Genomic DNA, 12,539 nt, shown 5'->3' with positions numbered 1-12,539 from the left:
ATGGAGCCCGGCATGGCGACCCCCGCAGCAGCACCCGCCCACATCCTCGTCGTCGACGACGAGCCCGACCTGCGCACCCTGTACGAGCTGACGCTGCTGCGCGAGGGCTACCGCGTCGACGCCGCCGGCACACTGGCCGAGGCCGCGCAGCTGCTGGAGCAGCGCCGCTTCGATGCCGTGATCACCGACATGCGCCTGCCCGACGGCCTGGGCCTGGAGCTGCTGCAGCGCGTGGGCGCCGGCCAGCGGCCGGAGCGCTGCATCGTGATGACGGCGTACGGCTCCGCCGAGAACGCGGTCGAGGCGCTGAAGGCGGGCGCGTTCGACTACCTCACCAAGCCGGTGGACCTCAAGCAGTTCCGCACGGTCGTGGCGTCGGCCATCCAGGACACCGCGGTGGCGCGCCAGGCGCGACCCGCCGCCACGCACCGCCCGCCACCGGCTGCCAGCCCAGCGCCCGAGCGCGCCGGCGGGGCGGCCGCGCTGCAGCGCCTGGTGGGCGAGTCGGCGCCGATGATCCTGGTGAAGGAACGCATCGCCAAGGTGGCGCGCAGCATGGCACCGGTGCTGGTGCGCGGCGAGTCCGGCACCGGCAAGGAACTCGTGGCGCGCGCCGTGCACGCCTGCAGCCACCGCGCCGAGGGGCCCTTCGTCGCCGTGAACTGCAGCGCCATTCCCGAGACCCTGCTGGAGGCGGAATTCTTCGGCGCGAAGAAGGGCTCCTACACCGGCGCCACGGCGGATCGCGAGGGCTACTTCCAGGCCGCGCGCGGCGGCACCCTGTTCCTGGACGAGATCGGCGATCTGCCACTGCCCATGCAGTCGAAGCTGCTGCGCGCCATCCAGGAGCGGCAGGTGCGCTCGCTCGGCTCCACCCAGGAAGACGCGGTGGATGTGCGCATCGTGAGCGCCACCCACAAGGACCTGGCGGCCGACGTGGCCGCGGGCCGCTTCCGGCAGGACCTGTTCTACCGCCTGAACGTGATCGAGATCCTGGTGCCGCCGCTGCGCGAGCGCCGCGAGGACCTGCCGGCCCTGTGCAGCGCGCTGCTGGCGCGCATCGCGCACGAGACCGGCATGCCGGCCCCGCAGCTGTCGGCCCAGGTGGTGCAGCAGCTGCAGGCGCACCCGCTACCCGGCAACGTACGCGAGCTCGAGAACCTGCTGCACCGCGCGCTGGCCCTGTCCGACGGCAGCCAGCTGCAGGTCGACTTCGCGCCGTCCACCGTGGCCGGCCTGCTGCCGGAGCCGACGGGGGCGCAGGGCGTGGCAACCTCCGCCCCCGCGCCGATGCAGGAGGCCGTCCGCCCCGAGACGGCGTGCGTGCCGAGCGACCTGCAGGCCTACCTGGACCAGCAGGAGCGCGAGATCCTGGTGCGCGCGCTGCGCGAGACCCACTTCAACCGCACCGCGGCCGCGCAGCGCCTGGGCCTGTCGCTGCGGCAGATCCGCTACCGCATCGCCCGCCTGGGCATCGCCATGCCGGGCAGCGACGATGCCGACGAGCCCGCCGCGCAGTGAGCCGGCGGCGCCGGGCCTGTGGCGCGAGGGCTGGTACCGCCATGCGCACCGGCGCGAGTCGCCCAACTGCGGCCCCCGGCCGGCCGGCACCGCCATCGAGCTGATCGTGGTGCATTCCATCAGCTTGCCGCCCGGCGAGTACGGCGGCGATGCGGTGGAGCGCCTGTTCACCAACCGGCTCGACTGGGACGCCCACCCCTACTTCCAGGGCATCCGCGGCCTGCAGGTGTCCACGCACTTCTTCGTGCGGCGCGATGGCGCACTGTGGCAGTTCGTGAGCTGCGATGAGCGCGCCTGGCACGCCGGGGCCTCGCACTGGCGCGGCCGTGCCGGCTGCAACGACTTCTCGGTCGGCATCGAGCTGGAGGGCCTGGAGGGCGGGCCGTTCGAGGACGCCCAGTACGAGACACTGGCCGCGGTCTCGGCGGCGCTGGCCCAGCGCTATCCGATCGCCCAGGCGGTCGGCCACGAGCACGTGGCGCCCGGCCGCAAGCAGGACCCCGGCGCCGGCTTCGACTGGCCGCGCCTCGGTCGCAGCCTGGGCTGGCCAGCGGCGATGCTGCCGGCCGAAGGTGGCTGATCCGCAACGCGCGGCCGTCACCGATCCCCCTGCCTGGCAACAGTTTGTTTCGGCGGCGCGGGTCCGCGCGCGGCGGTCACAGGCTGGCCACCGGCTATCCACAGGGTTGCGCACCGCGGGACCGTGACAACCACTACATCTAGTGGCTTGAAATCACTCCGGGCGCTAGATATAGTGCCCCGGGCACGGCCGGGCGATTACACTTCGCGCCCGGACAGATCAACACAACAACCGCCGTCGAGGACACAACCCCCATGCAGACAGCCCTGAGCTCATCCTCCCTCGCCAACCCCGGCGCCTATGGCGCGCCCTCCGATGCCGACGCCCGCCCGGCGGCGGCCGGCGTGCTCACGCACTACCAGATCATCCGCCGCAACGGCTCGGTCGTGCCGTTCGCGCCCGAGAAGATCTCGGTGGCGATGATGAAGGCCTTCCTGGCGGTGCACGGCACGCAGGGCGCGGCCTCGGCCAGCGTGCGCGAGATGGTGGACCAGCTCACCCAGGCCGTGATCCGCGCGCTGGCGCGCTCGCGCCCGGGCGGCGGCACCTTCCACATCGAGGACGTGCAGGACGCCGTGGAACTCGGCCTCATGCGCGGCGGCCACCATGAGGTGGCGCGCGCCTACGTGCTGTACCGCGAGCGCCGCGCCCAGGAGCGCGCCCGCCAGGCCGAGGCACAGAAGCCCGCCGCGCCGCAGTTCCACGTGCTCGACCGCGGCCAGCGCGTCCCGCTGGATGTCGCCGGCCTGCAGGCGCTGATCGTCTCGGCCTGCGAAGGCCTGGGCGCCGACGTCAAGCCCGAGGGCATCGTCGCCGAGACCATGCGCAACCTGTACGACGGCGTGCCGCTGGACGAGGTGTACAAGGCCGCCATCCTGGCCGCCCGCACCCTGATCGAGAAGGACCCCGACTACACCTACGTCACCGCGCGCCTGCTGCTGCACACCATCTTCAAGGAGGTGCTGGGCCGTGAGGTCGCGCCGGCCGCGCGCGCCGAGGCCTATGCTGACAACTTCCCGCTGTTCGTGAAGCGCGGGGTCGAGGCCGAGCTGCTGAACCCCGAGTTGCTGCAGTACGACCTGGCCCGCCTGGGCGCCGCGCTCAAGCCCGAGCGGGACCTGAAGTTCGACTACCTGGGCCTGCAGACCCTGTACGACCGCTACTTCCTGCACGTGCGCAAGAGCCGCATCGAGCTGCCGCAGGCCTTCTTCATGCGCGTGGCCATGGGCCTGGCCCTGAACGAGATCGACCGCGAGGCGCGCGCGATCGAGTTCTACGAAGTGCTGTCCAGCTTCGACTTCATGTCGTCCACGCCCACGCTGTTCAACAGCGGCACGCTGCGCTCGCAGCTCTCCAGCTGCTACCTGACCACCGTGCCGGACGACCTGGACGGTATCTACGAATCCATCAAGGAGAACGCCCTGCTCTCCAAGTTCGCCGGTGGCCTGGGCAACGACTGGACCCGCGTGCGCGCGCTCGGCTCCCACATCAAGGGCACCAACGGCGAGTCGCAGGGCGTGGTACCGTTCCTGAAGGTGGTGAACGACACCGCCGTGGCCGTGAACCAGGGCGGCAAGCGCAAGGGCGCGGTCTGCACCTACCTGGAGAGCTGGCACCTCGACATCGAGGAGTTCCTGGAGCTGCGCAAGAACACCGGCGACGACCGCCGCCGCACGCACGACATGAACACGGCCAACTGGATCCCCGACCTGTTCATGCGCCGCGTGATGGAAAAGGGCGAGTGGACGCTGTTCTCCCCCTCTTCCGTGCCCGACCTGCACGACCTGTTCGGCGCCGACTTCGAGCGCGCCTACGTGGCCTATGAAGAGAAGGCGAAGCGCGGCGAGATCAAGCCCAGCAAGACGGTGCCCGCCACCGACCTGTGGCGCAAGATGCTCTCGATGCTGTTCGAGACCGGCCATCCCTGGATCACCTTCAAGGATGCCTGCAACGTGCGCTCGCCCCAGCAGCACGTGGGCGTGGTGCACTCGTCCAACCTGTGCACCGAGATCACGCTCAACACCTCCGACACCGAGACGGCGGTCTGCAACCTCGGCTCCGTCAACCTGCTGCAGCACCTCAAGGACGGCGGCATCGACCACGACAAGCTGAAGCGCACCATCGCCACCGCGATGCGCATGCTCGACAACGTGATCGACATCAACTACTACGCCGTCAAGAAGGCGCGGGACTCCAACCTGCGCCACCGGCCGGTGGGCCTGGGCCTGATGGGCTTCCAGGACGCCCTGTACGAGCTGCGCATCCCCTACGCCAGCGAGCAGGCGGTGGCCTTCGCCGACCAGTCGATGGAGGCGATCTGCTACCACGCCTACTGGGCCTCGACCGAGCTCGCCCGCGAGCGCGGCCGCTACTCCAGCTACAAGGGCTCCCTGTGGGACCGCGGCGTGCTGCCGCTGGACACGCTGGAGCTGCTGGCCCAGGCCCGCGGCGGCTACGTGGAGGTGGACCGCTCGGCCACGCTCGACTGGGAGGCCCTGCGCGCCAAGATCGCCGCCGACGGCATGCGCAACAGCAACTGCATCGCCATCGCGCCCACCGCCACCATCTCCAACATCATCGGGGTGGACGCCTCCATCGAGCCCTGCTTCGGCAACCTGTCGGTCAAGTCCAACCTGTCGGGCGAGTTCACCGTGATCAACCATTACCTGGTGCGCGACCTGAAGCGCCTGGGCCTGTGGGACGACGTGATGGTGATGGACCTGAAGCACTTCGACGGCTCGCTGCGCCCGATCGACCGCGTGCCGCAGGACGTGAAGGCGCTCTACGCCACCGCGTTCGAGGTCGAGCCGGTGTGGCTGGTGGAAGCCGCCGCGCGCCGCCAGAAGTGGATCGACCAGGCGCAGAGCCTGAACATCTACATGGCCGGCGCCTCCGGCAAGAAGCTCGACGAGACCTACAAGCTCGCCTGGCTGCGCGGCCTGAAGACCACCTACTACCTGCGCACCACCAGCGCGACGCAGGCCGAGAAGTCCACCGTGCAGTCGGGCCGCCTGAACGCGGTGTCGTCCGGCGGCGCCAGCGGCGGCATGAGCGCGATCGATGCCGCCGCGATGTCCGCGCGTGCGCAGATGGATGCGCAGGCACCGGCCACCGACATCAAGTTCTGCGCCATCGACGACCCCACGTGCGAGGCCTGCCAGTAGGTCCGCATGCAGCAGCGCATCGACAGGTCATCACGCGCACATGACTTGTCGATGCAATCGAGCAACACAACATGTCCGTGATGTGAATGAACACTTTTCATTCGACATGCGGGCTCCGATAATTCGAGCACTGGATCACCTATGCTGACCTGGGACGACGAAGTCACTCCCGCATCGTCAAATGCCTTCGGCAGCGGACCCCAAGCGGTTCGCGCGCCAGGACATTCACCCCTCGCCGCCACCCCCGCCCTCGCCGTGCACACGGTCAGCGCGACGCAGACGCAGCGCCGCACGCTCGACGACGTCGCGCTCGCGCCCGCTCAGCCGAGCGCGGGTCCCGCGCAGGCCCGCTCGGCAGTGGCCGCCTCGCAGCGCCGCGTGAGCGCCGCCGACAAGCGCATCATCAACGGCCAGACCGACGTCAACCAGCTCGTCCCCTTCAAGTACAAGTGGGCCTGGGAGAAGTACCTGGCCACCTGCGCCAACCACTGGATGCCGCAGGAAGTGAACATGAACCGCGACATCGCCCTCTGGAAGGACCCCAACGGTCTGACCGAGGACGAGCGCCGCATCATCAAGCGCAACCTCGGCTTCTTCGTCACCGCCGACTCGCTGGCCGCCAACAACATCGTGCTGGGCACCTACCGCCACATCACGGCGCCCGAGTGCCGCCAGTTCCTGCTGCGTCAGGCCTTCGAGGAAGCGATCCACACCCACGCCTACCAGTACATCGTGGAGTCGCTGGGCCTGGACGAGGCCGAGATCTTCAACGCCTACCACGAGGTCCAGTCCATCCGCGACAAGGACGAATTCCTGATCCCGTTCATCGACGCGATCATGGATCCGGCCTTCAAGACCGGCACGCCCGAGGCCGACCAGAAGCTCCTGAAGAGCCTGATCGTCTTCGCCTGCCTGATGGAAGGCCTGTTCTTCTACGTCGGCTTCACCCAGATCCTGGCGCTGGGCCGGCAGAACAAGATGACCGGCGCCGCCGAGCAGTACCAGTACATCCTGCGCGACGAGTCGATGCACTGCAACTTCGGCATCGACCTGATCAACCAGATCAAGCTGGAGAACCCCCACCTCTGGACGCCCGCGTTCAAGGCCGAGATCAAGGCCCTGTTCGAGAAGGCGGTGGAGCTGGAGTACCGCTATGCCGAGGACACCATGCCGCGTGGCGTGCTGGGCCTCAATGCCTCCATGTTCAAGGGCTACCTGCGCTACATCGCCAACCGGCGCGCCACGCAGATCGGCCTGGAAGCGCTGTTCCCCAACGAGGAGAACCCCTTCCCCTGGATGAGCGAGATGATCGACCTGAAGAAAGAGCGCAATTTCTTCGAGACCCGCGTGATCGAGTACCAGACGGGTGGCGCGCTTTCATGGGATTGAACGGCATACGGCAACTGCGATAGAGCTTGGATTCGCCCGCGCGGACCATCTGCCCGACAGAGGCAGGGGCCGCGGCGCCGGCCCGATGGGGTGCGGCGACGGGCCACGGTGTTCGTGAGGCTGGGCCCGGGCCCAACCCCACGGATCGCTTCTCGCGCACCAACCGCGTGAAGTGCTTTTGGTTGAACTGTGAGTCAACTTGAACAGGAGATAGAAATGGCAACTGCGAAGAAAGCGGCCGCGAAGAAGGCCCCGGCCAAGAAGGCCGCTGCGAAAAAGGCACCGGCGAAGAAGGCCGCGGCCAAGAAGCCGGCCGCCAAGAAGGCGGCACCGGCGAAGAAGGCCGCGCCCGCCAAGAAGGCGGCGGCGAAGAAGGCCCCGGCCAAGAAGGCGGCGGCGAAGAAGGCTGCGCCCGCCAAGAAGGCGGCACCGGCGAAGAAGGCCGCTGCGAAGAAGGCCCCGGCCAAGAAGGCGGCGGCGAAGAAGACCGCGGCGAAGAAGCCTGCGGCCAAGAAGCCCGCTGCGAAGAAGGCCGCCAAGAAGCCGGCGGCGAAGAAAGCTGCGAAAGCCCCTGCTGCGAAGCCGGCTGCGGCACCCGCCGCTGCACCGGCTGCGCCTGCGGCCCAGACCACGCTGAACCCGCAGGCCGCGTGGCCGTTCCCCACGGCTTCCAAGCCCTGATGCAGCGCGACCGGGTGGTGCCCAGGCACCGCCCGGTGACTCTGTCCTCCAAGCCGCGACCGATGGTCGCGGCTTTTTCTTGGGGACCGGCACGCGCCGGGTAGGCTTGAGGACCATGAACGAACGACTGTTGCACACCTGGCTGTTCGGCGCGGGCGCCGACACCGCCGTGCATGCCGCCATGGCCGCCAGCGGCGCCGACGTGCTGATCCAGGACCTGGAAGACTTCACCCCGCCCGCGCGTCGCGCCGAGGCCCGCGCGCTGGACGCCGCGCTGGCCGCGCGCGAGCGCGCGCTCGGCCTGCCGGTGGGACGCATCGGCATCCTGCCCGTGTGCGAGACGGCGCTGGGCGTGGTGAACCTGCGCGAGATCGCCGCGGCCAGCCCGCGCATCCGCTTCGCCCTGCTGGGTGCCGAAGACCTCGCGGCCGACCTGATGGCCGAGCGCAGCCGCGAGGCGGTGGAACTCGATCACGCGCGGCGCCGCTTCGTGCTGGAGTGCCGCGCCGCCGGCATCGAGCCGGTGGATGCGCCGTACACGTTCAGCGACGCCGAGGGCGCCGCGCTGGAGGCGCGCTATGCCCGCCGGCTCGGCTATCGCTGCAAGAGCCTGGTGCGGCCGGATCACGTGGCGGCCCTGGGCGGCGCGCTGGTGCCCGGCGACGAGGAGCGGGCGGCCGCGCGGCGGATGGTGCTGGCGTTCGAGGCCGCGCGCGAACGCGGGGAGGAGCGCGCGCTGGTCGACGGCCTGTGGGTGGAAGTGCCGACCTACCTGAACGCGAAGCGTCTGCTGGCCAGCAGCGGCTGACCCGGCGAGCGATCAGGCGGCCGCGGCAGCCGCCGGCGGCGTGCCGCCGCGCGGATGCCGCACGCCATTGAGCAGCACACCCACCCAGGTGTGGCGCACGAACAGCTTGTAGGTCAGCAGGCACAAGGCCGTGGTGGCCGTGATGTTGATCAGGATCTTCGCCCCGATCGGCAGCGGCTCGCCGTACAGCAGGCAGCCGAACAGCACCGTCAGCGGCAGGTGCACCAGGTACACCCAGTAGGCGCTGTCGGCCAGCCAGGCGCCCCAGGTCGTGCGCCGGTCCAGCACCTGCAGCGCGAGGCCGATCCAGGCGAAGCTCCAGAGCCAGGTGCACGCGTTGTAGGCGGCCGAGATCACCAGGTCGGGCGCCGCGCGGCGATCCGCCGCGCCCACGGCGAGAAAGGCGAACAGGCCGGCCCAGGCATAGCGCCGCCAGTGGCGCTGCCAGTGCGGCAGCAGCGTGGCGCGGTGATGCCAGGCCGCCAACCCGAAGCCGTAGAACAGGCCGTTGTGCAGCCACTCGTTCCAGGGCAGCCAGAACGTGCCCTTGGCCATGAGCAGGCCCTTGGGATAGGCCAGCCCCGCGATCACCAGCGGCACGGCCAGCACGGCGAAGCCCCACCACGCGCGGCCCAGGCGCGCCAGCCCGTCGCCCACGCGGGCCAGCAGCCGATGCAGCGCCGGCGGCGCCGCGGCGAGCAGCGCGGTCGCCCCGCTGAACCACGCCAGCATCCACAGGAACCACATGTGCATGGTGCTCGGTCCGCGCGGCACGCCGGCGGCCACGACGGATTCGTCCAGACCCCAGCGGCCCAGCACCATGCGATTGACGAAGGCCAGCCCCGCCAGCCCGGTGGCCACCCAGATGAAGGGCCAGAAGATCGCGAATGGCAGGGCCAGGCGCTGCAGGCGATGGCGCAGGAACGCACGCGCGCCCCGCCGCTCCAGCAGCATGGCCGCCAGAAAGCCGGCGATGATGAAGAAGACCGGCATGCGGTAGGCGTGGATGAAGCCCACCAGCGCGTCGGCCAGCGGGCTCAACCGATCATCGCGCCACGGAATCTGCGTCGGCATGACCACGTGATTCATCGTCACGTGAATCACGATGCCCAGCCACATCATGAGGGCGCGCAGGTTGTCGATGGCGTGGTAGCGCGTGTCGTGCAGGGCCATGGCCGTCTTTTCCCCGGCACGCGTCGCGCACCGGTCACGGTGACCTTAGCAGATGCGCTGCGGCGCCGCCAGGCAGACGGGCAGGCGACGCCGCGCGGCGGTCAGCCCGTGCTCAGCCCGACTTCTGCGCGTCGTGCTTGTTGTGGCGGATCTTGCGGCTGGCCTTGTTCTGCTGGTGCTGCAGGCGCGCACGCTCCTTGGCGGTCACCGTGCCGTCGGCCTTGGCGTGCGCCTCGCGCTGGGCGATGCGGTCCTGCCGCTTCTGCATGCGCGCGGCTTCCTTGGTGGTCAGCTGGCCGGAGGCCTGGCCCTGCTCGATGCGCTGCTGCTGGCGCGCCTGGCGCTTGTCGATGCCGGGCGTGGCTGCGGGGTCGGGGGTCTGCGCGCTCGCGGCACCGGCGACGGCCAGGAGGGTGGCGAGGATGAGGGCACGGGTGGACATGGTCAGGGCTCCTGTTGGTGAGGGACATGGCCTCGGCGGCCATGTCGCTACAACGCACAGCGCTTCTGCGCGGTTGTCCAGCGGCAGGTAAAGACTTGTGAACGGATCCCCCTCGTCGTCCCCGCGAAGGCGGGGACCCAGGAGGTGTCGGCTTGCAGGGATCTCCTGGATTCCCGCCTGCGCGGGCATGACGGGTTGAACGGGCGCTCAGCCGGGCGCGCCCGTCGCGAGGTTCATGCGACGGCGGAGGCGCAGGGCCTCCTCCGTGGCGCCGGCCTGCTCGGCACGCTGCGCCTGCGCGCCCAGCCAGGCGAGCACGGCGCGCCGCCAGCCCTGGGCCGATGCCGTGTCGGCCGCGACCTGCAGCGTGGCCGGGTCCGCACGGCCCGCGCGCAGCATGGCACCGGCCGCGATCAGGCGCGACATCGGGTCCGCGATGGCCTGGACGATCGGGCCAACGGGCGCACCCGGCGCCAGGGCGGCGAGCGGGCGATAGGCCACGGGCAGCAGGGCCGCCGCGGCCGCATCGAGGCGCGCACCCGCCAGGAAGTCGGCATACGCGCGCTCGGCCAGCGGCACATCGGCCCGCAGCGCGTCGAACCCGTTGCAAGACTGGAAATCCAGCGTGGCGACCTGCATCGCGCAACGCGTGAGCTCCGCACGCGCCACCGGCAGCGGGTCGGCCGTGGAAGAGACGTCGGCGCGCAGCCGGGTGAACTCGGACTGCGCCACCCGTGCCTGGCCCGACAGGTGGGCGCGCATGTAGCGCTCCTGCGCGCCGTCGGCGCTCACCACCCAGTCGGGCGTGCGCGGGGCGTTGCCGCACGCGGCGAGCGCCAGCGCGAGCACCACGACGAAGGTTGCCCGGCTCGCCGTGCGCTGGATCCCCGCCTGCGCGGGGATGACGGATCTGGAGGATGCAGGCTTCATGGCAACTGCACCTCGCGCTGCGTGGCGAACGGCCAGCGGCGGTTGATGTCGTCCAGCAGGCCCTGCACCTTGCGCAGGCTGGCCTCCACGTCGGCGCGCAGGGCATCCAGATCGGCGGTGCCGGTGCGCACGTTGGCGGCCACGCCCTGGGCCTCCTTCAGCAGTTCATCCACCCGCTGCAGGTTGCCGCGCGCATCGCCCAGCAGACCCTGGAACTGGCGCACCGTGGCGCGCGCCTCGTTGCTCAGGCCCTCGGGGCCAAAGACCTGGGCGTCGGCCCGCTGCACCAGGCGATCGGCGCTGCCCACCAGGCCGTCCACCCGCGCCAGTGCCGCGTTCGCACGCTCGATGGTCTGCACCAGCTTGCGCGCGTCCTCCTCGTTGCCGAACACGGCGTGCAGGGCGCCCTTGGGCCCCTGCAGCTTGTGCGCGAAGGCCTGCAGGTGCGCCAGCGTGCGTTGCAGGTCGGAGCCCGCGGCGGTGATCTGGTGCAGGTTGTCCATGAGGTCGCGCGCGGTGCCGATCACGCGCTGCAGTTCCTCGTTGGCGTCGCCGCGCAGCACGGGCCGCTCGGCGCCATCGGGCAGCGGCGGATCGGTGAGCACGCCGCTGTAGGCGCGCAGCTGCGCGCCGCCCACCAGACCGCGCACCAGCGTGAAAATGCTGGAGGTGCGCAGCCAGCGGGCGTCCTTGCGGTTCACGTCGATGGTGATGCGCACGTTGCCCTTGTCGCCCAGCGACACGTTGCGCACGGTGCCGATGGGAAAGCCGGAGAAGCTCAGGTCCTGCCCGGCGGAGACGCCCTCGGCGTTGTCGGTCACCAGCACCAGGGTCTGCTTGGGCTCGAAGTAGCCACGCGCATACAGCAGGTAGAGCGCGGAGCCCACCACAAGCGCCACGGTCAGGGCCAGCAGCAGCGCCGCCTTGATCTGCAGGTGCTGCACGGCGCCCAGGCGCGCGGCCGGCTCGGAGGGGCCGGCCACGCTGTCCAGCGGGCCGGGGGGATCGGGCGGCAGGTCGGGCGCGGCCATCAGATGTAGTTCCCCACCAGCGACACCGCCTCCAGCACCAGCAGCACGCCGAACATGCGCACCAGACCCTGCAGCGCCGCGCTCTCGCGCGTGCCGTCACCATCCAGGTCGTGCAGGCCCGATGCCATGGGGATCACCGACACGGCCAGCGCGGACAGCAGCGTCTTGAGCACGAAGATGAGCGTGAAGGCCGGGCTGAACACGCGGCCGAACATGTGCGTGAAGGCCTCCAGCCCGGCGCTGCTGAAGCCATAGACGGCGAAGTAGGCCAGCACACCCGCCACCACGCAGCTCAGCGAGGCGAGCGTGATGCACGCGAAGATGCCGGCCAGCATGCGCGGCAGCAATTCGACCGCGGCCGGGTCTTCGCCCGCCGCGCGCAGCGCGCGGAAGTGCCCGCCGCGTCGCATCTCCACCACCGCCGCCGCCCCCGGGATCGTGCAGCGCAAGGCCACGAACAGCGCCGCGGTGAGCGGGATCAGCTCGATCACCAGCACGCGGATCACCATCTCCAGCGCGTACTGCGACAGGCCGTAGCTCTGCGCCGTGACCACCACGATGCGGGTGAGGATCAGCGTGAACAGCGCCACCAGCACCGTGAACCAGCCAAGGATGGGCGCGGTATCCAGCACCACGTGGCGCGCCAGGTTCAGCCGCGCGCGCGGGCTGTAGCTGGCGGGCGAGAGCGCACGCACCAGCATGGCCGCGCCGAACAGCAGGATGCGCGCCCAGGCCGCCAGCCAGCGCAGCGGCGCCAGCCCGGCGCGGGCGACGGTGCGGGACAGCGCGACGACATGCGACATGGCGCCCATGGTAACGG

At 70.4% G+C, this 12,539-nt stretch carries 11 protein-coding genes; 6 read left to right on the top strand and 5 right to left on the bottom strand.

Annotated features, from left to right (window positions below; translation table 11 throughout):
• The first annotated feature begins 12 nt into the window (after positions 1-12).
• The 6 genes from ACE3T5_RS09275 to ACE3T5_RS09250 all read left to right on the top strand — a co-directional run bounded on the left by ACE3T5_RS09275 (position 13) and on the right by ACE3T5_RS09250 (position 8,143).
• Positions 13-1,521: a sigma-54-dependent transcriptional regulator gene (locus ACE3T5_RS09275; protein WP_374666789.1), complete on the top strand. Its 1,509-nt coding sequence runs from the start codon at positions 13-15 to the stop codon at positions 1,519-1,521.
• Complete coding sequence (gene ampD / locus ACE3T5_RS09270; RefSeq protein ID WP_374666787.1) at positions 1,496-2,101, top strand: 1,6-anhydro-N-acetylmuramyl-L-alanine amidase AmpD; 606 nt, start codon at positions 1,496-1,498, stop codon at positions 2,099-2,101. Before ACE3T5_RS09275 ends, ampD begins: the two co-directional genes overlap by 26 nt.
• A gap of 254 nt (positions 2,102-2,355) precedes the next feature.
• On the top strand, positions 2,356-5,265 hold the full coding sequence (locus tag ACE3T5_RS09265; RefSeq protein ID WP_374666785.1) for a ribonucleoside-diphosphate reductase subunit alpha: 2,910 nt from the start codon (positions 2,356-2,358) through the stop codon (positions 5,263-5,265).
• Between the two features lie 141 nt (positions 5,266-5,406).
• On the top strand, positions 5,407-6,654 hold the full coding sequence (locus tag ACE3T5_RS09260; RefSeq protein WP_374666783.1) for a ribonucleotide-diphosphate reductase subunit beta: 1,248 nt from the start codon (positions 5,407-5,409) through the stop codon (positions 6,652-6,654).
• A 216-nt stretch (positions 6,655-6,870) separates the two neighbouring features.
• Positions 6,871-7,335: a histone H1-like DNA-binding protein gene (locus ACE3T5_RS09255; RefSeq protein WP_374666781.1), complete on the top strand. Its 465-nt coding sequence runs from the start codon at positions 6,871-6,873 to the stop codon at positions 7,333-7,335.
• 115 nt (positions 7,336-7,450) lie between these two features.
• Entirely contained in the window at positions 7,451-8,143 is a 693-nt protein-coding gene (locus ACE3T5_RS09250) for a CoA ester lyase (RefSeq protein ID WP_374666779.1), read from the top strand.
• A gap of 12 nt (positions 8,144-8,155) precedes the next feature.
• Here the strand turns inward: ACE3T5_RS09250 and ACE3T5_RS09245 are convergent, their stop codons facing one another.
• The 5 genes from ACE3T5_RS09245 to ACE3T5_RS09225 all read right to left on the bottom strand — a co-directional run bounded on the left by ACE3T5_RS09245 (position 8,156) and on the right by ACE3T5_RS09225 (position 12,522).
• Positions 8,156-9,316, bottom strand: a complete 1,161-nt coding sequence (locus tag ACE3T5_RS09245; protein ID WP_374666777.1) for an acyltransferase family protein — start codon at positions 9,314-9,316, stop codon at positions 8,156-8,158.
• Between the two features lie 112 nt (positions 9,317-9,428).
• Positions 9,429-9,758 carry a hypothetical protein gene (locus tag ACE3T5_RS09240; protein ID WP_374666775.1) on the bottom strand — a complete coding sequence of 110 codons (330 nt, stop codon included), beginning with the start codon at positions 9,756-9,758 and terminating at the stop codon, positions 9,429-9,431.
• 207 nt (positions 9,759-9,965) lie between these two features.
• Positions 9,966-10,688 (bottom strand): hypothetical protein, encoded by a 723-nt coding sequence (locus ACE3T5_RS09235; protein WP_374666773.1) that lies wholly within the window; start codon positions 10,686-10,688, stop codon positions 9,966-9,968.
• Entirely contained in the window at positions 10,685-11,719 is a 1,035-nt protein-coding gene (locus ACE3T5_RS09230; RefSeq protein WP_374666771.1) for an MlaD family protein, read from the bottom strand. The genes ACE3T5_RS09235 and ACE3T5_RS09230 overlap by 4 nt, the downstream gene beginning before the upstream one ends.
• Entirely contained in the window at positions 11,719-12,522 is an 804-nt protein-coding gene (locus tag ACE3T5_RS09225; protein ID WP_374666769.1) for an MlaE family ABC transporter permease, read from the bottom strand. Before ACE3T5_RS09225 ends, ACE3T5_RS09230 begins: the two co-directional genes overlap by 1 nt.
• Between the last annotated feature and the right edge of the window lie 17 nt (positions 12,523-12,539).

Source organism: Ramlibacter sp. (assembly GCF_041916345.1).
Taxonomy (GTDB): domain Bacteria; phylum Pseudomonadota; class Gammaproteobacteria; order Burkholderiales; family Burkholderiaceae_C; genus Ramlibacter.
Note: the sequence above shows the minus strand (reverse complement) of the source record. Positions and strands in the feature narration are given on the sequence as shown.